This is a genomic window from Exiguobacterium sp. J17977 (genome assembly GCF_018616375.1).
GTDB classification, from domain to species: domain Bacteria; phylum Bacillota; class Bacilli; order Exiguobacteriales; family Exiguobacteriaceae; genus Exiguobacterium; species Exiguobacterium mexicanum.
Genome location: NZ_JAEQBB010000007.1, coordinates 24,771 through 49,007, shown reverse-complemented (window position 1 = coordinate 49,007; position 24,237 = coordinate 24,771). Strand labels below are relative to the sequence as shown.

The following is a 24,237-nucleotide window of genomic DNA, read 5'->3' as shown; positions in this document are numbered from 1 at the left end:
ACTTTTTCATATTATGCTGCCAAACGATCGCACATCGAGGCGCACTCGACACAGACGCGCGCACATTCTTGGCAATGGGCATGCTTATGTTTCTCGCACTCTTGGGCACATGCCTTACAGACGACGGCACAAGCCCGGGCGAGTTCGGGCACGAACGCCGAATCTCTCGTCATCGCCTCGGCGAGAAACGAACAGATGGCGGCGCACTCCCGGTCGAGCCGGATGCAATCAACCATCATCTTGACGTCATGTTCTTCCAGGCACGACTCGAGACAGTAATTACATGTCTCCACACAGTCACGTAACGTCTCCAATTCATTTGCATAAATCCGATGCATACAAATAGCCTCCTTTTCCAAAACGAAGTGACAGTCACACCCTGTTTGTTCCCTAATCTTCAAAAGAAAAACGACCGTCGACTAGTGTCTCGGGTCGTTCACAAACGTCCGGTATAAATAGGCAACTCCATTCAACAAACGCTCTGAATAGCGCTTCGGCATGAAACGGAGCCGATATAACCGATACATCCGCTTCAAGTCTTCCCATTGGTGATCGACGTGCTGTCCTTGGCGGAAGCGGGCCAAGTCGATTAAATAAATACGGCCTTCCGGCGTCAAAATCAAATTGCGCAAATGAACATCCGACGGCGTCAGCCCGAGGTTTCGTGCCGCGATGAGCGCTGCATCGACTTGCTGAATATACGACGCATCAATCCAAATCCCTTCCGTCAAACATTCGAATAGCGTCTTGCCCTCGATGTAGTCGATGACGATATAATTCACACCCGCTTCATACAAACGTGGGAATTGAGGCAATCCTTCGAGCGTTCGGTAAATCACAGCCTCTTCGGCCGCGATATGCGTATAATCTGGAAAGAACACTTTGATGACGAGTCGCGTGTCTTTTATGCGAAACACGGCGGCACTGCGCCCGATCCCGTGCAGTTCGAGATCGGCATGAGCGGCGGTCACGTACGTTTCCTGACCTTGTTGCTCAAACGTGACGTCCGCATATTGTTCGTAATGATTCATAAGTCACTCCTCTTTTTCTGATCATCTCTGTCTCATCATAACTGAAATCGCTTCAGTTTGACTCGGTTAATGTCCTTCCAATACGCCCCAAAAGTGACGCCCCCCTGTTTTATCCTTATAATGAAAGCGACAAACAATGAGGAGGAATTTACCATGCAACGCATTGAACTGACAGAAGACTTATCATTCTCACGAATCATTCACGGCATGTGGCGTTTGGCCGAATGGGACATGAGCCCGCAGGAACGCCTCGCTTTCATCGAACAATGTATCGAACTCGGCATCACGACGTTCGATCATGCCGATATATACGGCGGTTATACGTGTGAAGGATTGTTCGGCGAAGCGCTTCGTCTCAAGCCATCACTCCGCGATCAAATCGAGATCGTGACGAAGACCGGCATCAAGCTGACAGGCTCTTTCAACCCTGGCCAATCCATCAACCATTATGATACGACGAAAGAACATATCATCCGTCAAGCCGAGCGCTCGCTACAAGAGCTCGCCATCGACCAGATTGACACACTTTTGATTCACCGTCCCGACCCGCTCATGGACCCGGACGAAGTAGCTGAGGCGTTCATCACGTTGCAACGAAGCGGAAAAGTGCGTACGTTCGGTGTGTCGAACCACGTGCCGGCGACCCAACAGTTATTGCAATCACGCTTACCGTTCCAACTTGTGACGAACCAGCTCGAGCTCTCGCCGATGCAACTGAAGCATTTTGAAGATGGTACTGTCGACCTATGTCACGAGAAACGGATGCCGCTCATGGCGTGGAGTCCTCTCGCCGGCGGACAACTGTTCACCGAGGCCGCTTACGCACCGTTGCGTGAAAAATTAGAGGAAATCAGCGAGCGGCATCAAGCAGACGGCATCGATGCCGTCGTCTACGCATGGCTCTTGAAGCATCCGGCCAAAATCATGCCAATCGTCGGTTCTGGGAAAATTGAACGAGTTCGGACTGCCGTCGACGCCCTGCAGATTGACCTGACGCGAGAAGAATGGTTCGAAATTTTGAAGGCAGCTCGCGGTCGTGACGTAGATTGAAGGTAAAAATAAACAAATAAAACCTTTTTAATCCCACTTCATTATTTTCGAAGATTTTCGGTATTTTCGAGAATGTCGTCATTACAACGTTAATTCGTCAAAAATCGACACGTGTCAGATTAAGAAATTCCATTTCATATCCATAAGTGTAAAACAAGCCCGCTCAGTTCAAGTTGAGCGGGTTTTTTGATTTTTTTTAAAAAAATCGCATTAATTTTCCTAAGACTAAAGTCACAAAAAATGGTGCTAAAATGATGAAAGTTAATCATTAAAAGGAGTGCACCCCGTGAAAAAGTACCTGATTCTTTGTACGCTCGCCATGTTGTTCGTCCTGTTCGGATGCGAAGAAGAACATGCATTTCGTTTACATACGGCTCCAGAGTACTATCAAGGTCGCGCCACTCTGCCTTCTGGTCAACAAATCGAGATGACCGAGTCCGACCGGACGAACGTCCTGGATGCTTGTTACCCGGAGGACGCCATCTCCCGTGTACCTGACGGAGAGCGTCTCTTGATTGGCACCGTCAAATTGAGCCAACCACTCACGACGACGGCCTCGACCGAAGTCTTTCCGACCGCCACATTTTTTGAAGTGGAAAATCAAACCTATGTCCAATGCCAAGCCGATTCCATTACCTATATGAAACAAATCGATACGTTGCCGGATAGCCTCGTTCCGTACCGCGACCAGGCTGTCTCCTCTTCTGCGACATCGAAGCTTCGCGTCGCGCAACCGCACGAACAGGTCCATTTCACCGAGGAGATGAAAAAACCGGTCGGCAATGAGCCTTATCCGAAACGACACGGGTTCGAGCAGACGCTCGTCCATGTGACGATGCCGTTCAACGGCTCATTCGAGTTCACGTTCGAATCACCTGAATCACGTGAGACCGTCACGTTGCCAATCAACGAAGCGTCACGTCAACCGTTCCTGTCCCTTGGTCTAGGGACCGAAGTGTCTCAAGAAGCACGACAGTACGGGATTCACCTGTCATCCGATCAAACGTTGTACGAAGACGTCCTGCGACCAAAGGACGCTAGCTACGATCGGGTGCTCGGGGCACGACAGGCAAGCACGCTCCCGAACAAGCTCGTGCCGAACGAACGTTATCCATTGTTCAGCTTCTCCTTCGTCCGCGATGGCAAGCCTTTTAAACAAGTCGTGTCCATCACCTATAAAGAAGAGACGTTATTGCAGGGGGATCGCTTGAAAACAAAAATGCGGCAACAGTTCGCGCATCGCCGTCACGTCGTTGCCCATGAACTGGCTTTGATTGGCACAGAGGCAAAAGATGCACCATTCTTACATCATGCCAACGCCGAGACCGTCCAGTTCGTGTTCCAAGCTATCGAACGCTCAAAAGCCGTCGCGACGGCCGGAACTCCGGCGCCGACCCCTTATTTGACGGTGTTCGAGGGCATTTGCGCCCAAACGTTCGATATCAGTTATACGGAAGACGATGTGATTTTGACAAACACGAAGACAGGCTCACATTTCAAATTGCTCCGCGCCGACGCCGAACGTTGGCACGACCTTTCCATCGGAAAAGCAAACAACTGACTTCACTTTCAAAGCCAGACCAGCTCACGCCGGTCTGGCTTTGCACGTTGTATAGGCAAAATCAGAAAGCCTCCTTGGCTCGCTATGCGACAATGACAGCAAACGGTGCAAAGGAGACAGTGTGATGACGAAACGATTCGAGCGCGACGTCGCCAGCCATTGGCCGGTCGCCTATAAACAAAACGGATATCCGCACGTGCAGCAAGGTTGGGTCTTGCCCCCGGAACGAAAAGACGAGTTCGATCCGTTCATCTTGATGGCCGAGGACTGGTTCAAACGTGGGACGTTCTCAGACCACCCACACCGCGGCTTCCAGACCATCACCTACGTGATCGACGGACGACTTGAACATATCGATAACCATGGCGGACATTCGATTTTGGATGCGGGTGACGTCCAATATATGAATGCCGGCTGGGCGGCACGGCATGCCGAGGAGGCCGTCGACGACGACTTGATTCATACGCTTCAACTATGGCTCAACTTGCCGAAAGCACTTAAAACGACGACGACGTCTTACCAAAACGTATATGTCGAAGAGGCACCACTCGTGCCGATTGACGGAGGACATGTACGCGTCTATTCGGGTGACATCGCCGGGGTGACCGGACCGATGGACAGTCTCGTACCCATCACGATGAGCGAGGTGAGCTTGCGAAACGGGGCCGCCTATGAGCATGTCATCCCGACGAATCATAACGCGTTCGTCTACATCCTCGCCGGCTCCGTCAAAGTCGGGACGTCGGCGACACCGCTCTCGAAGACTCACGTGGCGACGCTCACGTATGACGAGACGACCGACAGCGAGAGTGTGGTCCGCCTTCAAGCGACATCACGCGCGAAACTGCTCGTCTATTCGGGCAAGCCGATTCGCGAAGACTATATCGCCCACGGTCCGTTTGTCATGAATACCGAAGAGGAGATTCGCCAGGCGTTCCGCGACTATCATGCCGGTGCGTTCGGTCCTCCGGCCGTCAAATAAAATAAGCCGCGCCTGAAGGCGTGGCTTATTTTTTGTCTGGCATGAGCACGGTCTGCTGGGTCGGGACGCGACCGATTGGGACGGTGCGTTCGACGAGGACGTACGGTTTCCCGTCCACCTCGAACTTCCGATCGCCGAGATAATGGGCCGACTTCCCGTCTTCATACAGCTTCGTCAAAATCGCCGGCACATATTCGTTCAAGTTTGTGTAGTGCTCATCGAGCGTCATGATGATATTGCCTTTGCCATACCCCATCCATTGATTCGACATGAACAGCATGAGCGAAATCGTCCCAACGATCCCGATAATCAAAATGATTGTCTCCATCAAATCCTCCTCTATTACATATGTGGCGCCATTATGTTACGCCAAGACTAATCTTCTACTTTAGAGATGCTTGATGACGAACTGTCGCTTCGGTTGAAAGCCGATTTGGCTATAAAACGCTGCCGCCGCTTCGTTCACCGACCAATAATCCAGTTCGATCGATGGGAATCCGTGCGCGACGGCATAGCGTTCCACTTCTTCCATGACCAAGCGTCCATACCCTCGCCGCTTTGCCTCCGGGTTAATGCTAATTTGATGCACGTAGAGTGTCCGGACAGCTTGCCGAAACGCGTTCGCCTCACTTACCCGCTCTTGAAAACAGACGTAGCCGACCGTGTCCCCATCGACCTCTGCTGTGAAGAAATGATAATCGTCTCGCGCCATCATCTCCAAAAACGCCGCTTCCATCGAGGCGTGATCGTACGCCGCAAAGAAAGCCGGCGCCAACTGAAGATGATGTTCATGGATAGGCTGATTCAATGCCGCGATTAACGCCGCATTCTCGGTCCGCTGCAGGCGGACCATCAGCTGCCTCCGCCAAACGGATGATTTCGATCTTCCGTGACCCCGTGCGGTTTTTCATTTCCGCGAAGCGTATGGCCTGCATAAGTGGAATCTTTCCCGTTCAAACGGTGTTGAATCGGACGGGCCAAGAAATAGCCTCCAAACAGCGACGCCGGGAAGACGAGAAAGGCGGTGCCGAGGAAAACTAATCCGTAGTAACGGAGTTCATCAGCGCTCCCCACGTACTGCGAGACCCCGTAGCGCAATCCTAAAAACAAGCCGACAAACACGAGTGCGACAAACGCATACTCAATACATTTCCCGAGAAATCGTTTCATCTCATGACCCCCTTTAACTGATTAACTTTCTTTACGAGATGAAACGGCAAAACGTTTCAAACTTGTTGGCGGGACAGATACCAAATCGTCGCCTCTTGCTCGGTCGCGGACACCCAGTCTTGTTTCCCTTGGATATAGCTCTCGATATCCTTTGGGTGCTGGGTCGCCAATTGCTGTTTGAGGGCCGCATACTCGTCTCGTACGTCCGGGAACGTCATCAAGTAATCTCGGAACGCGAGATGGCGCGTCACGCCTTCATCCCCGTCCTCGAACATATGGACGTGAACCGTCCGCACGTCTTCTCCCTTGGCAAAGAAACGCCGTCTCGGAATCCCATGTTCGCCGAAACTTCGGTATCCGAGCGCTTCCATGTGCCCGACCCAATCGTCAATCCGCTCGATGTCCCGCACGACCGGCATGATGTCGATAATCGGTTTCGCATCGAGTCCCGGCACCGACGTGCTCCCAATGTGATGGATGGCGACGACTTCCCCTTCAAACAAGTGCTCGAGCTTGGCCGCCTCTTCCTTAAATGTCGTCTCCCATATCGGATCATACGGGACGACCTCCACTTTTCTCATGGTCCATTCCCTCCTTCACAATCATCGTTCCGTCTCTTTTATCATACCCGTTTTCCAAAGCGTTTAGAAATCGCCTTTGCCAATCGAAAGGTTTGTCCCGACGTAAAATGGGAAATGCTAATATTAATGAAATCAGAACTGGAGAGTGGACCGCATGTTGACACAACAGCAGATTGATACGTTTAAGGAACGTCTGTTAAAAGAGAAAGCGAAGACCGAAGGATATATGGAAAATCGGGAAGAAGTGTATGACGAAGGGGAATTGTCACACTACGATAACCACCCGGCCGACTCAGGAGAAGAACTCTTCTTACGCGAGCGCGATCAAGCGCTCACCGAGCTCGATGAAGAGTTCTTGAGCGACGTCGACAAGGCGTTGCTCGCCATCGAGAACGGGACGTATGGCAAATGTGAGGTGTGCGGCGAAGATATCGAGTTGGACCGTCTTGAAATCATCCCTGAGGCGACACTCTGTATCAAGCACGCGCGCGAACAAGAAGAGAACGAGCACTTGACCGACCGCGAACGTCCGGTCGAAGAGGATGTGCTCAACCCGTCTGAGACGGCCGCCCGGAAGCAACTCGACGGGACGGACGAACCGGGGCAAAGCACGGATGCGTTCAGCCAAGTCGAAGATTTCGGGAGTTCGGATACGATTGCCGATAGTGAAGGCAATCACGACCCGACACGTGAATAACAACAGTCAGTGAACGAACGAAAGGAGTCCATCTCCTTTCGTTTTTTTGATGGTCGAGGAGGCGGCCTTCTTCATCCGATATCTTCCATCTTTCCATACCGCATGATACACTGTGTAAAAATACACTTTAGGAGCAGGTATGCATACAAAAGAGACGTTTTCTGAACTGATTTCTAGCAAGCTCAAACTGATTCGCACCGAGCAAGGATTATCCCAAGAAGAACTATGTACGCTTGTCGGCATCTCGAAAAAAACATTGATTCAAATCGAGAAGCGACGTCTGAACGCCAACTGGACGACGACGGTCGCCATCTGCGCCCTTTTCAATCAAAGTCCCTACCTCCACTCGTTGATTGGGGATCAACCGATCGAGTTCATTCGACTCGTCGCCCATACCGACCCGAGCCTGGCGACGAAAACGTTGGGCGGACACGTCTGGTGGACGACGATCGAGCACCAAGGGAAATACCGGATTCAACAGAATATGGTCAGTCAACATTACCGGATTCTCGACCACGACGACTTCCGCTGGTTCAGCACGTTCGACCGCGATGAGGCGTTCCGAAAATTGATTGAACTGCGGACGAGCCAAGACGAGCCGGGAGACACAAAAAAATGACGCAACGAATCGTTGCGTCAATATGTCGCTTTGATGGGCGACGCGCCACCGAGCACTTCGGCGACGTCCATCGGGTTGACCGTGTTGCCGGCCGAACTTGATGAATAAGCGTATTCTCCTTGATGCACTTCGAAATGGAGGTGCGGACCTGACGAGTTGCCCGTATTGCCGATTTGGCCAATGCCTTCGCCTTGGAGCAACGTCTGGCCTGTCTTCACTTCGATTTTATGCATATGGGCGTAGACCGTCGTCCACTTCTCTCCATCGATTTCATGCTCGATGAAGACGTGCTTCCCATAAGGGCCGCCCGATTTGACGTCCGTGACCGTTCCAGCCGCCGCTGCATAAATCGGTGTGCCGACGTTCGCCGCGATATCGAGCCCGTTATGGAACGTATATCCGAACTGGCCGCTCGCCGGTCCGTAACCTTGTGACAGACGTCCTGTCGCCGGCATCATAAACTTGTCAGGCGCAAGCGCCGCCGTTTGTTGCTTCAAGTCTTTCAATTGGGCCGCTTGCCCTTTCAGCTGCTTATATGCAGCCACGTGAGCCGAGCGGGCTTTTTGTCGTTCTGCTTTCACGTCAGCCTGTTTCGTCTCAAGCGCCTTTAACGATTGTTTCGTCTCGGCTTGTTTGGCTTGCAAATCACTCTTCGTCTTTTCAGACTCGGCCGCCTCTGCCTTTGCGCTCGGCAGGACGTTCGACAACACTTGTTCGAACAGAGACTTGTCAGCCGTCTCGGGATTCAAGGCCGTCTCATATGACGCGAGTTTTGATTTGGTCTGCTCGATTTTTTGATCGATTGCTTTCGCACTCTGATCAATCGTTTCGACTTGACGCTTGGCTTTGGCGACCGATTGTTTCGACGTTTGAATCCGTTGTTCGGTCTGTTGAAGCGATTTCGTCGTTTTGACGAGGTCTTGCGGGGTAATTTGATCCGCGGATACGGCTGAAGTCCCTGATAGGATCAGGACGCCTGTACCGACGGTGACGAGTAGTTGTTTCCACATATATTGATAAAACCTCCAGATTGGATGATTCGCTAGCTTGATTAAAAAGCTACAAGTGCGAATATAGCATCCACGCCTGAAAAGTTCAATATATGAAGCATTTCATTTGTATGTCGAACGTATCAAAACCGTGAACTCCCCATCCATAAACTTCATTGAAATTTCATATGTGCTGTCAGGCATCATCGCCTGCGTTGCAGGACGATGACGACGATACTGACGGCGGCCAGGATGGTCAATGCCGGTCCGCCGAACAAAAATAGACGATCAAGGCCCGAGGGCAGGTTCGTCGTCAGGCCGAGAATCGTGAACAAGTTCCCGACGATCAGACCAATCATGAGGACAGGCAACAGGACGCGCATCACGTCTCCACCCCGGGTTTACTCATCTCGAATTGAGCAATTTTGTCCTGGACGAACCCGAGCTGTCGTGCTGCCGTGAGAAGCGCCGAGCGGTCCGACGTCAACGTCAGGCGAATCGGTCCTTCAGCCGCGGCCGCACGCAATAACCATTCGGCGTCCTCGTCGCGACCAAACACATCAAGCAACAAATTGCCCCGGAAGAGCAGTGCTCCGCTTGTCTCGCCTTCGCTCACTCGAACGAGCTCGGTCTGTTGTTGCGTCGTGCGGACATCGACTTGCCAAATCGGTGTGTGCCCCGCTGCCGGATAATACGTATCGAACAGTTCAAGGATCGGTGCCGGTTCCCGTGTCGCGTTCGTCTCGGTCGGTACGGATTGAAAGTACATAATCTCTCGGACGACACGGTACCCGAGTCGGTCATAGAGGGCGAGCGCGGGATCGTTCCCTTGAATGACCTCAAGCAGACGCTTCCCCGTCGCCTGTTCATCGAACTGTCGCATCAATTCATAAGCGATGCCGAGATGCCGATAATCGGGGGCAACGGCCAAGCCGCCGCAACGAGTGACCCATCCCGTATCGAGGTGCGCCACACCGCTCAACATGACGGCGACGGGCCGCCCGTCCGCATAGGCGACGATGGAACGCGTCGGCTGGTTTTGGTCGCGGACGAGGAAGACGGCCTCGAACTGAGCTTCATCTATATCAAAGCGAATCATGTAATCGGAAAAACCGTCCATGAAGGCTCGATACAAATCTTGGAGCGGTGGATGTTGGACATAAGTAATCACTGGATGCATCACGCGTTCGTTCCCTTCACTTTATATTTCGGTATACTGGTGGAGACAGCTGATTTTGGAGGAGGATTTATCATGACGACGAGACTTGAACCACTTCGCGAGGCCCATTGGCCCGTCTTGAACACATTCACGTTACCGCTCGAACAAGAAAAGTATACGACGCTCCCGATCGATCTCGAGTCCCCGCTCGCAGACGGGATTCATCCCATCGTCATAGTGGCTGAAGAGCCCGTCGGTTTCTTTTTGCTCCACGATACGGAACGGGTCGCGTCATATACGGAGGCAGACGACGCATTGCTGCTCTCGATGTTCTCAATCACCCATTCGGCGCAAGGAAACGGCCATGCCAAAGCGGCACTCCATCAGTTGCCGAACTATGTACGAGCGCACTTTCCTCATAAACACGAGGTCGTGCTATCGGTCAATCTGAAGAACGAGGCCGCCTTTTCCCTCTATCAAGCGGTCGGGTTCGTCGACACAGGTCGTCGAATCGACGGCCCCATCGGCCCGCAACACATCATGTCGCTAGCGGTATAAGCTCGCCCGGTAACAGACCATACACAGCCGTGTCCGTCAGCCGCATCCCATCGGCGGACAAGTCTTCGTTCCGGAGTATGCCTTCTAGCTGAAAGCCGAGCCGTTCCGGAATCAAGCGACTGCCTTCGTTCGTCGACTCGCAGCGAATCTCGATCCGTTTGAAATCGAACTGGGCGAAACCGAAGCGGACGACCGTCTCGACCGCTTCCGTCATATAACCACGACCGGTATGCGTCGAATCGAGCCAATATCCGATTTCCGCTTTCGGGACATCCCAATCAATTCCGAACAGGCTGACCGTCCCCACAAACGTCCCCGTCTCCCGTAAAAAGATGAGATACCGGAAGCTTTCACCTGTTGCGTACAAGTTTTGCGCCTGTTGTAAATTCGCTTCCGTCTCTGACAATAGCGGTACTTCTTGCGCGAACGGGAGCCATCGCTTCAGCTCTTCATGCGAGCCACGAATCGACTCGTTGACGACCCGCGCATCCGTCTCGGCGAGCGGTGCCCGTAAATACAGACGTTCCGTCTCTAAAGCGAGCGGAATCGTGTCTTGTCCTGCCTCCATCTTTCTTCCCCCTCTTTACTTACGAAAACACCAAATGAGCAATCCGCCCACCCCGACCACGAGTAAGACGTGAAGCAGTTGCCATAGGACTTCAATCATGGCGTTCCTCTTGAGCGGCTTTTACACCTGCCAGCACTTGCTTCCAGTAACTCATCGGATGTGGAACGAGATGCTGTTTCGTCACCGACCTCGTCTCTCCCGAGATGACCGAGGTCGTCTCTACCTCAGCGCGCGTCTCGTCAATCAGTGCGTGTAGCGCCGTGATCTCGACCGAGACGACATCGGCTACTTCTGTTTCGTCCAACATGAACGCTTCGCCATCATACGCATAGACGTACGTGTGCGCGAACTCGCGGTCTAAAAACGTATCCGTCTCGATGATGTCTTCGAAGACGCCGAGCGGGGTCAGTTGGTCGAGCGTCAATTCGAGTCCTAACTCTTCTTGAATCTCGCGTACCCCGTCACGGACGGTCTCCCCGGCGCTCAAGTGCCCGGCGGCCGTGATATCGAACAGCGCGGGAAAGTCCGCCTTCGTGTCGCTGCGAAGCTGTAACAGGAGGCGGTCGCGATCGGTCATCCAGCAGTGGAACGTCTCATGCCAATCCCCGTCCCGATGGACGTCTGCTCGTGATTTCAAGCCGATTTTCTTCCGACGGTGGTCGACGATTGTGATGAACTCAATCATGGTGTCACCCCGTTCTCTAAAAAGGTGATGGTCCCCTTCGTCGCATCGAGTTCGACCTCGATGCCAATCGGAAACACATGGGACGGGAACGTATGCCCGATATCGACGTTCGTCAAAATCGGGAAGTCGACGTCTCCGAGCACTTCGAGCAGCAAGTCCTCAAACGAGAACGGTGCGCCGGCCGCATCGAAATGTTCATGCTTCCCGATGACGAGACCGCTGATGACGTCGAACACCCCGGCGAGCTTGAGCATGCTGAGGGAACGTTCCTCGTCCGCCATCGTCTTGAACGAGTCTTCTAAAAAGAGAATCGCCCCGGTCACATCAGGAAAATAATCAGACTTTAAAAAGCCGGTCATCGTGTTCATGTTCCCGCCTATCAGCTTGCCACGGGCCTGCCCGTCGCGCAAGGTAAGCCAGCCTTCATTCGGACGAAACGTCTTCTCCCGGTCTTGGGTCGACCAATCAATCATCTCTTCGGTCCACTCTCGGGGCACATCGAGCGTATACGGTGGCGTCCGTTCTAAACTGAGCACCTCTCGCACATACCGTTCTCCGTCGGCAAACATCGTCTCGTACTCCCCAAACGACGGCACGATGGCCGGACCGTAAAACGTGGTCACTCCCGTCTGTGTATAACAAGCGAGGAGAAGGGCTGTCACATCGCTATAACCCATAATGATTTTCGGCTGTCGTCGCAACGTCTCATAATCGATATACGGCAAAAGCGAGTTCGAGTTCGTCCCGCCAATCGTGCTGATGATCGCTTTGACGTCCGGGTCACGCAATAACGCGTTGACCTCTTCGGCCCGTTCTCGAATCGAGGCTGAGCGATATCCTTCTGAACGGTACGTACATGAACCTTCCCGAACGATGAATCCCATCCGTTTCAACTGTTCGATTCCGCGCGCATATCGTTCCGGAAACCGTACCGGTGCCGGGAACGACGGCGTGATGATGCCAATCGTGTCTCCCGGACGTAACGCCGGGGGGTGCTTCTTCGTCAACATAGTCATTCCTCCATCAAGTTCGATGCCTTCACTGTACGGGTTTCAGAAGTCGGATGACAACCCGGTTCAAAACAAATCAGGGTCCTCTGACAGAGTCCGTACCTTGCGGATTTTCTGCGGTCGGCCGGTCCATCCGAGTGTGAGAAAGAAGAACCCGCCCCCGACGACACAAGATAATCCGACCAGTCCCGCGACGACACCATCAAATCCGAAGCGTTCACCGCTCACGACGAGCAACAATGGTGAAAACAGAAACGCGACAACGAGCAGCAACGCACCGCCCCACATCCGTCGCCGTGGAAACCCGATTGTCCACCAGCCGAATGCCACCAAGCTTAAAACGATTAACCCAATCATCCCGATTAACACCATTCCCAGCCCCTCCGCTCTTCAAATTGTCTTGTCTTATTCATCACGAACAATTCAAAATCCTGTAAAAAAGACCCTATACAATTCCTGAAATCCGGGTAAATAACTACTGGAAACCATCGTACCGGAATCGCACAGAGGAGGAACACCATGAGAACCCGACTCATCTTTGCTCTGGCATTTATCGGTCTTTTTTTAGTTGCTGTTTATTGGGTCAGCACATGGGACGACCATCAAATCGAAGGACGGATTGAGCAGATTGACATCCCACAGCTGATGATTGGACCCCAAGACTTGTCAGATGACGAGTTGACGCTGCATACGGTTTTAATCAACGAACGAACGAAAGTGACCGGGGACGCGAACGATGTGCAACAACTTCGTGTCGGACAAATCGTCACGGTCGAACTCGATCGCGACGCCAAGTTAAAAATCGCGGTATCGATTCACGTTCAACCTGATTGAGCCATTTCACCTTTTTTCAGAAAACGGGCTTAGGTTTCATAGAACGGTGGAATATGAGAACAGGAAGCTGAAAGGAGCGAATTGAATGATTTCAAATACATTGTTATCGGGTAAGGTCGCATTCATCACTGGCGCGGCATCTGGAATCGGACGTGCCACCGTCATCCGGTTCGTTCAAGCCGGGGCGAAAGTCGCCATCGTCGATTTGAATTTAGAGGACGCGGAGCAACTCGCGAGTCTGATTGGAGAAGAGCGGGCCATCGGTATCAGTGCCGACGTCGGAAACGAAGACGAGATGAAACGAGCGTATGAGCAGACGGTTGAACGCTTCGGCCGTGTCGATATCGTCTTTGCGAACGCAGGACGGAACGGTACCATCACACCAATCGAGCACTTGTCGCTCGAAGATTGGAACGGTGTCGTCGAGACAAACTTGACGGGTACATTCTTGACGGTGAAACATGCCATTCCTCATTTAAAAGAACGAGGCGGCAGTGTCATCATCACGTCGTCCATCAACGGGAACCGTTACTTCAAAAACTTTGGGTTTAGCGGCTATGCAACGACGAAAGCTGGCCAGACCGGATTCGCCAAAATGGCGGCGGCCGAGCTTGCCCAATTCGGCATTCGCGTCAACTCGATTTGCCCGGGAGCCATCGATACGAACATCGATGACTCGACAAACCGCGATGACGCCTTGCTTGAAGAAGTCGTCATCCCAATTGAGTATCCGGAAGGGAATCAACCGCTTGCCGGCAAGTCAGGCACGGCCAAACAAGTCGCGGACGTCGTATTGTTCTTCGCGAGCAACATGTCGAGTCACGTCACCGGCTCCGAGGTGTACGTCGACGGTGCCGAATCATTACTTTAACGGACAACAGGTCGCCCCGCGGGGCGACCTGTTTATTTGAGGATTGGACTTTTCATGACCGCTTTCTGATAAAACGGAATGAACCCTAAGCGCTCCATATTCCGCCCCGAGGCCGTATCGACTTTTGTCGTCACGGTCACGTACTCGCATCCGGCTGCTTTCGCAGCCGCGACCCGTTCCAAGATGAGTTGCTTCTGATAGCCTTTGCCCCGATAAGCCGGAATCGTGCTCGTCAAAAACAGTTCACCCATCCCGTCCTGGACGGCTAGAATCCCGCCGGCGACGGCCGTCTCGCCCTCGCGGACGAGAAACGCCTCGTTTTCGGGGAGCGCATAGAACCCTTTCGCGGTATCAATCGTCTCTTGCATGACCGTCCCCGTCTCGGCGAAGCCGGCCGCGATGGCCCGGGCCCATTCGTTCACGTTATCGGCGTGCACGCGTTCGACCGCATGCTCCATATCTGGAAACACGAACGTATTCACGTCGAGCAACCACACGTCCAGGAAGTGGTCGAGCGTATAGTTTCGCTCTTGGAGCAACCGGATGAGTGACATGTCCGCGAGCGGACAGACCTCAATATGTAGGCGGGACACGTTCTTGCCACGTACCCATTTCTCCATCTGGTGCAAATCGTAAAAGCTGGTCGGTCGGTTCAAGCCGAAGCCGACCGCGAAGCTCGTCGTGCCCATCCGGAAGACGTGGCCCTTGTTTTCGACAATCAATTCCGAACCTTCATAGGGAGGGGCCTGCTTTCGATGCCGAATATAGGCAGACGTCCCTTCCGCTTTGATGCGTTCGATCCGCCTGGCTAGTTCTAAGCGTCTCATCTCGTTCCCTCCCCACTAATCTCCCCTGAGTTTACCACACTTCGATTGCGAACAGATTGTGATTCCGTTACAAGGCAAGGCGTAAGTCTGATTCAAAGCGAAGCAATCGTTCCCGGACAGATGGGACGAGATCAGCCATGGCCATCATGTCCGACCACTCGACGAGACGGACCGCGATGACTTCGTCTGTCTGCAGCATCAATCTCTCAAGGTCGAGGGGCGTCTCACTTCGATATCGATACAAATCTAGAAAATATGTCTCACGACGTAACGTCGCCACCCATTCCAACTGGTCAGGCTCGATCGAGAGACCGATTTCTTCCCCAAGTTCACGAACAGCACCGTCTCGGCTCGTTTCACCGGCAAGGATGGAGCCCCCTGTTCCTTCCCAAAGGAGTGGGTACGTCTTGTCTGGATGACGTTGCGAGAGCAACACGCGTCCATCCGCATCAAACGTGAACACTTCGATGACCGTATGGTACGTGTCTGCGGCCAACTGTTCGCCGCGCACATGCGTCTTGCCGAGCGGACGCCGCTCTCCGTCGACTAAATCCCACTGCTCACTCAAAGTCGGACCTCGTCGACGACAAACGAGGATGATCCTTCAATCTCTTCGATGAAGTGTGATCCGAACAGCATCGCCGGTGTGAAACTGCCAGGGATGACACGGCCTGAACCGACAAGTCGTGACACAACTTCAAGCGCCCCGTACACTGTGAAGGCATACGTGCTCGCCGTCTTGATGCGGACGATCACTTTACGTCCTGAGGCATTCGTCGCCTCGCCCCAGACATATGTCGAGGAGCGTTCCCGTTCTGACTCGTTCGGTCCGCTCACATGTTCATCGACATAACGGAGCAGTTTACCTTGCACCGCGTCGCTGCCGAGGATTGGACCGAACCACGACAACAAACGCGCCCCGTAAGCGTAAACCGTAGGAACCGGGACCCACGTCGTAATGTTCGGGATGCCCGTCGTATAATAGGCGGTCGAGACGTCGCCCCATGGAATGGCGATGGCCGTTTTCTTGCCGCGCCCGAAATCAATGTGACGACGCTTCGCCCCAAGTGGGAACGGTGTCAACTCGCCATCTTTTCGTTCGGCACTGCTCGAGCCGAGTCCGCGGATGGCCGTCTTCAGCGTCCCGCGCGAGATTCCGGCGGCGGCCGAGAAGCCGAGTGCGAGATTCGTCGCGTCCGGCATCAACTCTTTCAGCTTCCGGGCCACACAGTCGGTCGGAATGACGTCGAAGCCGACACCCGAACAGAGCAACACGCCCGCCTCTTGCGCGAGCTTGGCCCGTTTTTTCGAGTGGATGTATTCGAACACCTCAATCTCCCCGGTAATATCCAAGTAATGTGTCTTCGAGGCGAGACACGCCTCGACCATCGGCCGACTCGTATCAGCGAACGGGCCGGCGCAATGTAACACGAGGTCGATGTCTTCCAATTGACGTGTCGCCTTATCAAACGACAAGTTGAAGACGCGCGTCTCGCATCCGAGCTCCTCCCCGAGCTTGGCGATTGCATCCGCACGCCGACCCGCGAGCACCGGTGTCATCCCTTGTTTCAGCGCTTGGCGGGCAATCAGTTCACCCGTATAGCCGTTCGCCCCATAAATCATCCATTTCATCACGATTCCTCCTTCAATCATATGTATTTTTTCCTCTTCCCTTCTTTTACCCACGATACACGACGTCCCCTTCATTGAAAAGAAACGCCAAAAAAAACGATCGCCCTCGTTTAGGCGATCGTTTGTCGATTAGTTGTTTGCAGCTTCTGCCGCTTTCGTGCGGACCGTCTGCATCGCTTCTGTCCACGGGACGAGCTGGTCGAGCATATCGTTAACCGATTGAACTTGAACGTCTTTCGGTGCGAAATGTGTCCCGTTCTCGAAGTCTGTGAAGAGCGAGAGCGCTGGGTGGACACGGACGTGAGCGACCAAGAGTTCACTCAACACGCCGCGCAAGTGTTCTGTCGCACGTGCGCCACCGACTGAACCGTACGAGACGATTCCGGCTGCTTTGTTATGCCATTCGTTGCGTAAGTAGTCGAGAGCATTTTTGAGCGCGCCTGTGATTGAGTGGTTGTATTCTTGGACGATGAAGACGAAGCCGTCCATCTCTGCGATTTTCTCAGACCATGCCGCAGCACCTGATGCGTCGCCGCCTGGTTCGCCGAGAAGCGGAAGGCTGTAGTCTGCGATATCGATGATTTCATAGTTAGCGTCACCGCGTTTGTTCGCGAGTTCTTTCACCCATTCTCCGACTTGTGGGCTGACGCGTCCTTCACGAGTAGATCCGAGTACGATTCCAATTTTCAACATGTTAGTTCCTCCTTGTGAGTTGGTTGGTTCTTCTTGTTTACCGAACAAACGATTTAAAAAGTTCATTTCATTCCCTCATATTCTTTCTCAAACGTTTTTGTACTTCTGACCGTATCAATCGGTCGAACCATCGCTTCAATCTGTTCCCGCTTCGGCTCTAAGAACGGCGGGAGTGACAATTTCTCACCGATCGTCTCATACGGCTCATCGCCCATGAACCCTGGTCCGTCCGTTGCCCATTCGAACAGGATTTGCGGCGCGACGCGTGCGTAAGACGATTCAAAGAAGAAGCGGTCGACATAGCCTGATGTCGGTAACCCGAACTGTTGCAATCGTGCCGTCCATTCATCGAGGACACTGCGGTCATCGACACGGAAAGCGACGTGGTGCACGGTTCCGAACCCTTGGCGCGCGACTGGTGACGTCTCGTCATGGATGACGACGACTTGCGCTCCGTTTCCACCCTCACCTCCTTCAAAGAGATGCGCGTCGCCTTCTTGTCCGATTTCTTCGAACAACATGACTTGCTCCATCACTTGTTTGAAATACGTAAAGTCCGCGATGCGGATAAAGATTGGACCGAGACCCGTGATGGCGTACTCGAGCGGGACCGGGCCGTTTTGCCACGGTTCGCCTGAGGCGACGCCGACGTTGAACTCATCCGAGATGAGCTGGTACGCCTGCTCGTCGAAGTCGACGAACGCGAGCGTCTTCTTGCCGAACTGCTCTTGAATCCCTTCATGCTTCACGCCGAGGCGGTTGAAGCGACGTTCCCAATACGTGAGCGCCTCGTCGGTCGGGACGCGGAACGACGTCTTGGCGATTTCGTTCGTCCCGTGCACACCTTTCGGGATGCCTGGGAAATCGAAGAACGTCATATCCGTTCCGGCGCTACCTTTGTCGTCGGCAAAAAATAAGTGGTACGTCTGAATGTCGTCTTGGTTGACCGTCTTTTTGACGAGACGCATCCCAAGGATGTTCGTAAAGAAGTCGTAGTTCTTCTCGGCGCTGCTCGTAATCGCCGTCACGTGGTGAATGCCTTTTACATGGTTCATCATAATCGCTCCTTAAAATCTTGATTTCGAGATAATTAATTAAATTTTTTTGACGCCTCGGCGCGTTTGCCGACCGTCTTCAATTGAGTAATCGTGTCTGCTAAATCGAGTCCGTCGAACAGCTCGTCCATTCGTCGTTCATGGGCTGGAAAGATGCATGACATAAGTGCCTGCCCTTCTTCAGTCAGCGCCGCATACGTGACGCGCCGATCGCTCGGACAGGCTTTGCGGATCAAATAGCCTTTCGCTTCGAGCCGGTCGATGATGTACGTCATGCTCCCACTCGTCAATAACACCTTTTTGCCGATCGTTTGAATCGGTTGGTCGCCTTTATGGTACAGCAATTCCAGGACCGAGAACTCGGTCGGATTCAGCCCGTACTCGGCGACTTCATGCTTGACCACGTCTTGAATCGATTGCGAGGCTCGAAGCAACACCGTGATGGCTTTCAACGTTTGTCGTTCTTCCATGTGTTCCCCTCCTCTGCCGAGAGAAAACTATACTTTAAATTTCATTATCTTTAATTCGAGATAAATATAACACGGTAACTTTGATGGGTCAATCAATTTGTCTTTAAAAAAAGACGAGTTGCCTCGTCTTGTCATGCACGGCGAATGACCGCCATCTCCCGCCCGAAGCGATCGCCTTCATCGACAAAGCCCAAGCTTTCATATAAGCGATGCGCGCCGATATTGTCAGGATGGTAGCCGACAACGATCGGTTCGGCACCGAACTGCCCCATCTCTTCGAGCATGAGTTCGGTCGCCTGACGGCCAATGCCTTTCCCTTGGTGCGCGTGATCGACCATGATGCGATACACCCAGCGTGCGTCCAACTCCTCGAGTGCGGTGTTGTACATGAGGAAACCGACCATCGTCTCGTCCTCATAAATGGCGCGGGCCTCGAGCGTCGGTTCGTACACCGCTTGCAGCAATGAGATCGCGTTCGGCTCCATATACGTTTGTTGTGCGTCAGTCAGTGTGAGCTGACAGCACGTATACCAGTTTTGGTCTGTGATTGGTTGCACTGTGATCATTCGGTTCTCCTTAGTCGTACGTCTCGTCAAGATTGCGCGCATAGAACGCGATGGCGCGACGATACCGTTTGATGCTGTCATCTGGCTCCGGGCTGGCGAGCAGCTCGAGCAACGTGCCAATCGCTTCCTTGTGACGCCCGAGATTGTAATCGGTCATCGCTTGGAACGCTTTGAGCGCCCCGATGTCGGGGAACTGTTCAATCGCTTTGGCGAACAACGCCTCGGCATCCTCGTAGCGGCCGAGCGCCCGATACGTGCTGCCGAGTCCGATATACGTCTCACGGAGCTCGTCTCCGGCGAGTCCGAGCCGGATTGCCCGTTCGTAATGCGGGACGGCCTGACGCTCTTCCCCGAGCGAGTCATAACACCAGGCGCAATGGGCGTGCAGGCGCGGATTCTTCTCGTCTTGACGGAGTAACATGAGCAACAGCTGCTTCGCCCGTTCGAGCTCACCGTTCTCACGGAGACGAATCGCCTCGTCGAGTCCTTCCTCTACTGGGGTTTGGACTTCCAAGTCGCTCAAGTCATCGAGCCACGCTTGCAACAACTCGTAATAGCGGCCGACATGGACGCCATCGACGAGGGCATGGTGGGCTTGGACCGAGAGCGGCATCGTCATCCGGTCGCCGGTTGCGGTGAATTTCCCCCAGGCGATGCGCGGCACGGTATCGTGTTGCTGGTCGTTCGTCGGATGACTGATGCTCGTGAACGTGACCCAAGGCACGCTCGTGATATAAAGCAGGCTGTCCGGCTCATCGTCACCAACGGCCACTTCTTGTTTTGCCCCGCTCATCCGATCCGTCACTTCTTCAAGAAAGTCTGGAAACGCCTCTTTATACGTCGCCGTGCAAAAGTTGAAGACGTCATCATCCATCATGACGGTGAACGACGGATGCACGACGTCGTGCTCGATGACCTCGTCCCCGCGAATCCGATAGCGAAGCTCAGGCACGGCATTCGCCGTCTTGACGGCACCGTACAAGAACAGTTTGAAGAACGACTGGCCGGTCCGTTTGGCGTGTGTATGTAACTTCGTCACATCGACGCTCGCCGTCACGTTGAAATGCGGAGCGTCGAACGCCTTGAAGAATTCGTAGTGCTTCTTGCGCGACCACGTCTCGGTATTGATGATTTTCATAATGCGTCCCCCTGTTTTTTCTTTCACTGTACCAAAGGGAGCAAACGCTTTACAGCTTTTGCTTCAACTCGGTGTAATGTCCGTTCGCCAAGTCGAAGTAGACGAAGTCCCGACGTTCAATCCGGTCGAGCGTCGCATGGAAGTCACGCCAGCCCTGTTCGACGAGCTCCGGCGTCAGTTCTCCGGCCTCCGTCGCTTCCTCGAACTCGTCCTCGTCTTTACGGACGACGTCCCCGTTCGGGAAGATGAGGATGTCGAGCAACAAGTCGTCCATATACGGGATTCCATCCTCATATCCGATCGCTTCGACGATATCGATGTACCATTGAACGATTTGCCCTTCCTCATTAAACATGACGGTCACACCGAACGGCTCGTCGTCCGGGAAATATTGGAGCCAGCCGTAACCGGCATCGGCGACGATGAACTCTTCTCCTTTGTGCATCTTATATTGAGGGGCGCGGACCGCGTCGATTTGAAACAAGGCGACGGTCCCGGAGAAACGGTCATCATGGACCTCCATTTGCGCGTAGCGATGTTGTAAGATGCGTTCCCAGTCTCGACGATTGGCAAATTTCCGTTTTGGCATATGTCTCTCTCCTTTTGACCCAATTCATACGTAAAGAGTTCGCCAAAATCCGACATTCCCCTGTTCAATCGTACAGATTGTGTTGATTGAACGAGACGAGGTGGCTTTGCTTTAATCGTTTTCGCTCGACCATCCGGGTAAAGGCATCGGTCGAGATGAAGTGATTGCCGGGGTGGATGGTCGCCAACTGCAGCAAGATGAATCGCATGCCGCGCTCCCCTTCCTGAAGCGGGACGTGGAGCATCGTCCCATCCTCATTGAATCGATTCAAGAACAATTCGATTTTGCAGTCCTCTTTTAACAGGCGTGACGTGACGAAGGCGGTTTGGCTGATGAGCGATTCGAAGTCGTGATGGAGCGTATAACCAGACGGACCATTCAAATCCAAGGCGAACGTGAACGTATCGAGCGTCGTCTGTTGAAACACTTTCGACTGCAGGCGTCCGAGTTTCGCCGTCGCATACCAATCGATTTCCTTCACCGGTTCCCCTTCATACGGTTTCGCCCCGATTAGTTGCAACGGATTTCGGAGCGGTGACGCCAAGAGCGGCCGGTCCCCGAGCGCTAACCGTTTCGTCCCGACCGGTGGATGCAACAGCAGCGACGGAAGGACGGTCCACTCTGTATCGACTGGTCGTTCATATAAATACGTCCCGAGTCGGAACGGGAGCGTGACGGCGATGACGCATTCCTCGAACGTGGCTGGTCCGCGATACTCAGCGCGCACGACCAATTCATGCCGAGCCCGACTGACATCGACCACATAGTCGAGCACGTTCGGAAGGCGCTCATGCGCCGGAAAGCTGATTCCTGAGCTCGCTTTCAAGCGAATCCGTAGCGGCAGTCCGAGCCGGTCCAACTCGTCAACCCCATCAACCACCAACACGAGCCGGCTCTCATCTCCAACAAACAGCAATTCTTCGTATTGCGTGAACCGGAGATCGATGTGCCGCTCAAGTTGTTGCCGCGTCCGCTCGAGCATCCAAATCGCACTCGCTACAATGAAGCATATGTAACCGAATCCGTATACGTACGGGAAGAACACGAGTATGGCTCCGCTCACGAGATATATAGGGAGGAGCCGGCGCTGCAACCAAGCGTGCGTGGACAGAATCATTGTCAGCCCTCGACCGGAACGGGCACGGTGTCTAAAATGTGGGCGATGACGTTCGCTTTGGTCGACTTGATGCCGCCTTCGAGCGTCAAGCTGATGCGATGGGCAAGCACGTACGGCGCCACGGCTTTAACGTCTTCCGGGATGACATATAGTCGGCCGGCCAAATAGGCATAGCTTTGACACGCGCGGAGCAACGCAATCGCGCCGCGCGGGCTGACCCCGACCTCGACAGACGAATGCGCCCGGGTCGCATGGACGAGACCGAGCATATAATCGAGCACATCGTCTTGAATCGCGACTTGTCTCGTCTCGGCTTGTGCTTCTTGCAGGGAGGCGAGTGACGTCACGGCTTCAATGTGTTTGCGCGTCTCGGTCAATACTTGCAGCAACAGCTCCCGCTCTTCGGCGGCGTCCGGATAGCCGACCGGAATCGAGATGAGGAACCGGTCGAGTTGCGCGTCCGGGAGCGGGAACGTCCCGGCCGATTCAATCGGGTTCTGCGTCGCGATGACGAAAAACGGTTTCGGCATCGGATAAGTCTTCCCGCCGATCGAGACTTGTCGTTCCTCCATCGCTTCGAGCAGCGCGGACTGGGTGCGCGGGACGGCCCGGTTGATTTCATCAATCAGGACGATGTTCGCGAAAATCGGACCTTGCCGATGGTCAAAGCCTTGCGTCTGCATATTGAAGTAGTCGGTCCCGATGACGTCGGACGGGAGCAAGTCGGCAGTGAATTGGATGCGCGAGAATGATCCGTCAAAACTGCCGGCAATCGCTTTGGCGAGCAACGTCTTCCCCGTGCCCGGAACGTCCTCAAGCAAGATGTGCCCTTCGGCGAGAAGCGCCGTGCAGCAGAGCCGGACGACCTCCTCTTTTCCTAAGTACACTTCATTCAACTGTTTAATGACTGCTTCGATTCCCATTTCGTTCCCCTCCGTTGGTAGATGTCTTATTCGAATTTTACCTGTTTATGGTAATATAGACAATGAATAGTCTGAATATTCCGGTTAGGAGGGGAAATATGAAGTGGTCGTCTCGATTTATCGGGTTCTTGATTGTGACAGCTTGTCTCGTCGTGACGTTCGTCTTCGTCAGTAAGGAGACGTTCAGTTGGTTTCAAACGATTAACACCTCGTCTCCAGTTAGCGTGACCGAGATGGGCAGAGAAGAAGATGAGAATCCTCCACCAAAAGATGGTATTGATTTAGGTTCGACCGATGAGCCTGGAAAAGCTGGAGAACGGCAAGAGAAGCAAGACATGCTCAAATTCAAATTTGGTAGCGGGAATGGTGATGCCCCCGGCGGACTCGGCACATTGTTCGCCTTCCTTGCCGCCATCGGGTTGACCGTCTATGGCGTGCGTCGATGGCTGCGTCGTCGACGGGGAAAAGGATTCGTATTCTCTACTAGACAGAATACCTTTGCGCCACTGTCTCTCAACGCGGACGCCTCGATCGAGGCACAGACGTTCCCGCTGCTCACGAATATCGAACTGAGAGATTGGCTGATCACGTTCAACGCCTCGCTCGCCCCTGAGCTAAAGCTTCGGACGAATGAGACGCTCATCGACTGGTTCGAGCGCATCGAACTGACGGACATCGACGCCTCGCTCTATCATCTGATTCGCTATGGGGCCGCATCCGAGCATGACATCCCGGTCGAGCAGCAACAAAGGTTTCACGAGGCACTCGACCGCTACTTACAGCGACACCCCTGAACGAGAAAGTACCCAGGTTCTCACAAAGACGTAAACGTGCTACGCTCATTGATAATAGGGAAAAAATG

At 53.5% G+C, this 24,237-nt stretch carries 33 protein-coding genes; 9 read left to right on the top strand and 24 right to left on the bottom strand.

The features are described 5' to 3' along the window. Positions 1-11 precede the first annotated feature (11 nt). Together KNO58_RS12345 and KNO58_RS12340 are read right to left on the bottom strand one after the other, a co-directional pair. A complete protein-coding gene (locus tag KNO58_RS12345) occupies positions 12-338 on the bottom strand; it encodes a four-helix bundle copper-binding protein (protein WP_021065908.1) in 327 nt (108 codons plus the stop codon). Positions 339-419: 81 nt separating this feature from the next. After that, a complete protein-coding gene (locus KNO58_RS12340) occupies positions 420-1,031 on the bottom strand; it encodes a protein kinase family protein (protein WP_214754312.1) in 612 nt (203 codons plus the stop codon). A gap of 153 nt (positions 1,032-1,184) precedes the next feature. Here KNO58_RS12340 and KNO58_RS12335 point away from each other — a divergent pair, with 153 nt between their 5' ends. From KNO58_RS12335 to KNO58_RS12325, 3 genes are all read left to right on the top strand, one after another. Then, positions 1,185-2,081 carry an aldo/keto reductase gene (locus KNO58_RS12335; RefSeq protein ID WP_214754310.1) on the top strand — a complete coding sequence of 299 codons (897 nt, stop codon included), beginning with the start codon at positions 1,185-1,187 and terminating at the stop codon, positions 2,079-2,081. A gap of 286 nt (positions 2,082-2,367) precedes the next feature. Further along, positions 2,368-3,642: a hypothetical protein gene (locus KNO58_RS12330; protein WP_260570847.1), complete on the top strand. Its 1,275-nt coding sequence runs from the start codon at positions 2,368-2,370 to the stop codon at positions 3,640-3,642. 124 nt (positions 3,643-3,766) lie between these two features. Beyond that, positions 3,767-4,624, top strand: coding sequence for a pirin family protein (locus tag KNO58_RS12325; RefSeq protein ID WP_214754308.1), 858 nt, complete (start codon positions 3,767-3,769; stop codon positions 4,622-4,624). A gap of 25 nt (positions 4,625-4,649) precedes the next feature. Here the strand turns inward: KNO58_RS12325 and KNO58_RS12320 are convergent, their stop codons facing one another. The 4 genes from KNO58_RS12320 to KNO58_RS12305 are packed head-to-tail and all read right to left on the bottom strand — an operon-like array spanning position 4,650 to position 6,375. Beyond that, positions 4,650-4,952 (bottom strand): hypothetical protein, encoded by a 303-nt coding sequence (locus KNO58_RS12320; RefSeq protein WP_214754306.1) that lies wholly within the window; start codon positions 4,950-4,952, stop codon positions 4,650-4,652. 60 nt (positions 4,953-5,012) lie between these two features. Then, the gene (locus KNO58_RS12315) at positions 5,013-5,477 is read right to left on the bottom strand and encodes a GNAT family N-acetyltransferase (protein WP_214754304.1); all 465 of its coding nucleotides are present in this window, start codon (positions 5,475-5,477) and stop codon (positions 5,013-5,015) included. Further along, positions 5,477-5,794, bottom strand: coding sequence for a hypothetical protein (locus KNO58_RS12310; RefSeq protein WP_214718957.1), 318 nt, complete (start codon positions 5,792-5,794; stop codon positions 5,477-5,479). Before KNO58_RS12310 ends, KNO58_RS12315 begins: the two co-directional genes overlap by 1 nt. Before the next feature lie 56 nt (positions 5,795-5,850). After that, positions 5,851-6,375, bottom strand: coding sequence for a GrpB family protein (locus KNO58_RS12305; protein WP_214754302.1), 525 nt, complete (start codon positions 6,373-6,375; stop codon positions 5,851-5,853). Positions 6,376-6,529: 154 nt separating this feature from the next. Between KNO58_RS12305 and KNO58_RS12300 the strand changes: the two genes are divergently transcribed. Next, on the top strand, positions 6,530-7,072 hold the full coding sequence (locus tag KNO58_RS12300; protein ID WP_214754300.1) for a TraR/DksA C4-type zinc finger protein: 543 nt from the start codon (positions 6,530-6,532) through the stop codon (positions 7,070-7,072). 139 nt (positions 7,073-7,211) lie between these two features. Beyond that, positions 7,212-7,691: a helix-turn-helix transcriptional regulator gene (locus KNO58_RS12295; RefSeq protein WP_214754298.1), complete on the top strand. Its 480-nt coding sequence runs from the start codon at positions 7,212-7,214 to the stop codon at positions 7,689-7,691. 17 nt (positions 7,692-7,708) lie between these two features. Here KNO58_RS12295 and KNO58_RS12290 read toward each other — a convergent pair whose 3' ends face one another. The 3 genes from KNO58_RS12290 to KNO58_RS12280 all read right to left on the bottom strand — a co-directional run bounded on the left by KNO58_RS12290 (position 7,709) and on the right by KNO58_RS12280 (position 9,860). Continuing rightward, positions 7,709-8,701: a M23 family metallopeptidase gene (locus KNO58_RS12290; RefSeq protein ID WP_214754296.1), complete on the bottom strand. Its 993-nt coding sequence runs from the start codon at positions 8,699-8,701 to the stop codon at positions 7,709-7,711. Between the two features lie 182 nt (positions 8,702-8,883). Further along, the gene (locus tag KNO58_RS12285; RefSeq protein WP_214754294.1) at positions 8,884-9,063 is read right to left on the bottom strand and encodes a hypothetical protein; all 180 of its coding nucleotides are present in this window, start codon (positions 9,061-9,063) and stop codon (positions 8,884-8,886) included. After that, positions 9,063-9,860, bottom strand: coding sequence for a GNAT family N-acetyltransferase (locus KNO58_RS12280; protein WP_214754292.1), 798 nt, complete (start codon positions 9,858-9,860; stop codon positions 9,063-9,065). The genes KNO58_RS12285 and KNO58_RS12280 overlap by 1 nt, the downstream gene beginning before the upstream one ends. Before the next feature lie 72 nt (positions 9,861-9,932). Between KNO58_RS12280 and KNO58_RS12275 the strand changes: the two genes are divergently transcribed. Further along, complete coding sequence (locus tag KNO58_RS12275; RefSeq protein ID WP_214754290.1) at positions 9,933-10,397, top strand: GNAT family N-acetyltransferase; 465 nt, start codon at positions 9,933-9,935, stop codon at positions 10,395-10,397. Here KNO58_RS12275 and KNO58_RS12270 read toward each other — a convergent pair. The 4 genes from KNO58_RS12270 to KNO58_RS12255 form a co-directional block, all read right to left on the bottom strand. Beyond that, on the bottom strand, positions 10,378-10,965 hold the full coding sequence (locus tag KNO58_RS12270; protein WP_214754288.1) for a GNAT family N-acetyltransferase: 588 nt from the start codon (positions 10,963-10,965) through the stop codon (positions 10,378-10,380). The genes KNO58_RS12275 and KNO58_RS12270 overlap by 20 nt on opposite strands. Before the next feature lie 91 nt (positions 10,966-11,056). Next, positions 11,057-11,650 (bottom strand): NUDIX hydrolase, encoded by a 594-nt coding sequence (locus KNO58_RS12265; RefSeq protein WP_214754286.1) that lies wholly within the window; start codon positions 11,648-11,650, stop codon positions 11,057-11,059. Continuing rightward, a complete protein-coding gene (locus KNO58_RS12260; protein ID WP_214754284.1) occupies positions 11,647-12,660 on the bottom strand; it encodes a S66 family peptidase in 1,014 nt (337 codons plus the stop codon). The genes KNO58_RS12265 and KNO58_RS12260 overlap by 4 nt, the downstream gene beginning before the upstream one ends. A gap of 66 nt (positions 12,661-12,726) precedes the next feature. Continuing rightward, positions 12,727-13,032, bottom strand: coding sequence for a hypothetical protein (locus KNO58_RS12255; protein WP_214754282.1), 306 nt, complete (start codon positions 13,030-13,032; stop codon positions 12,727-12,729). Between the two features lie 147 nt (positions 13,033-13,179). On the opposite strand from KNO58_RS12255, the gene KNO58_RS12250 reads away from it, so the two are divergent. Together KNO58_RS12250 and KNO58_RS12245 are read left to right on the top strand one after the other, a co-directional pair. After that, a complete protein-coding gene (locus KNO58_RS12250) occupies positions 13,180-13,494 on the top strand; it encodes a hypothetical protein (protein ID WP_214754280.1) in 315 nt (104 codons plus the stop codon). 85 nt (positions 13,495-13,579) lie between these two features. Beyond that, the gene (locus tag KNO58_RS12245; protein WP_214754277.1) at positions 13,580-14,365 is read left to right on the top strand and encodes an SDR family oxidoreductase; all 786 of its coding nucleotides are present in this window, start codon (positions 13,580-13,582) and stop codon (positions 14,363-14,365) included. Positions 14,366-14,397: 32 nt separating this feature from the next. Here KNO58_RS12245 and KNO58_RS12240 read toward each other — a convergent pair whose 3' ends face one another. From KNO58_RS12240 to KNO58_RS12190, 11 genes are all read right to left on the bottom strand, one after another. Next, positions 14,398-15,192 (bottom strand): GNAT family N-acetyltransferase, encoded by a 795-nt coding sequence (locus tag KNO58_RS12240; RefSeq protein ID WP_214754275.1) that lies wholly within the window; start codon positions 15,190-15,192, stop codon positions 14,398-14,400. Between the two features lie 67 nt (positions 15,193-15,259). Beyond that, a complete protein-coding gene (locus KNO58_RS12235) occupies positions 15,260-15,760 on the bottom strand; it encodes an NUDIX hydrolase (RefSeq protein WP_214754273.1) in 501 nt (166 codons plus the stop codon). Then, entirely contained in the window at positions 15,757-16,824 is a 1,068-nt protein-coding gene (locus KNO58_RS12230; RefSeq protein WP_214754271.1) for a saccharopine dehydrogenase family protein, read from the bottom strand. Before KNO58_RS12230 ends, KNO58_RS12235 begins: the two co-directional genes overlap by 4 nt. Before the next feature lie 129 nt (positions 16,825-16,953). Then, complete coding sequence (locus KNO58_RS12225; protein ID WP_214754269.1) at positions 16,954-17,583, bottom strand: NADPH-dependent FMN reductase; 630 nt, start codon at positions 17,581-17,583, stop codon at positions 16,954-16,956. Continuing rightward, positions 17,580-18,572, bottom strand: coding sequence for a ring-cleaving dioxygenase (locus KNO58_RS12220; RefSeq protein ID WP_214754267.1), 993 nt, complete (start codon positions 18,570-18,572; stop codon positions 17,580-17,582). The genes KNO58_RS12225 and KNO58_RS12220 overlap by 4 nt, the downstream gene beginning before the upstream one ends. Positions 18,573-18,607: 35 nt before the next feature. Continuing rightward, positions 18,608-19,042: a MarR family winged helix-turn-helix transcriptional regulator gene (locus tag KNO58_RS12215; protein WP_214754264.1), complete on the bottom strand. Its 435-nt coding sequence runs from the start codon at positions 19,040-19,042 to the stop codon at positions 18,608-18,610. A gap of 131 nt (positions 19,043-19,173) precedes the next feature. Next, the gene (locus tag KNO58_RS12210; protein WP_214754262.1) at positions 19,174-19,608 is read right to left on the bottom strand and encodes a GNAT family N-acetyltransferase; all 435 of its coding nucleotides are present in this window, start codon (positions 19,606-19,608) and stop codon (positions 19,174-19,176) included. Positions 19,609-19,618: 10 nt separating this feature from the next. Then, positions 19,619-20,746: a tetratricopeptide repeat protein gene (locus tag KNO58_RS12205; protein ID WP_214754260.1), complete on the bottom strand. Its 1,128-nt coding sequence runs from the start codon at positions 20,744-20,746 to the stop codon at positions 19,619-19,621. Between the two features lie 49 nt (positions 20,747-20,795). After that, the gene (locus tag KNO58_RS12200; protein WP_214754258.1) at positions 20,796-21,335 is read right to left on the bottom strand and encodes a ribonuclease FAU-1 family protein; all 540 of its coding nucleotides are present in this window, start codon (positions 21,333-21,335) and stop codon (positions 20,796-20,798) included. A gap of 64 nt (positions 21,336-21,399) precedes the next feature. Further along, positions 21,400-22,452 carry a DUF58 domain-containing protein gene (locus KNO58_RS12195; protein WP_214754256.1) on the bottom strand — a complete coding sequence of 351 codons (1,053 nt, stop codon included), beginning with the start codon at positions 22,450-22,452 and terminating at the stop codon, positions 21,400-21,402. Between the two features lie 2 nt (positions 22,453-22,454). Continuing rightward, positions 22,455-23,375: an AAA family ATPase gene (locus KNO58_RS12190; RefSeq protein ID WP_214754254.1), complete on the bottom strand. Its 921-nt coding sequence runs from the start codon at positions 23,373-23,375 to the stop codon at positions 22,455-22,457. A gap of 98 nt (positions 23,376-23,473) precedes the next feature. Between KNO58_RS12190 and KNO58_RS12185 the strand changes: the two genes are divergently transcribed. Continuing rightward, on the top strand, positions 23,474-24,169 hold the full coding sequence (locus KNO58_RS12185; RefSeq protein WP_214754251.1) for a hypothetical protein: 696 nt from the start codon (positions 23,474-23,476) through the stop codon (positions 24,167-24,169). The last annotated feature ends 68 nt before the right edge of the window (positions 24,170-24,237 follow it).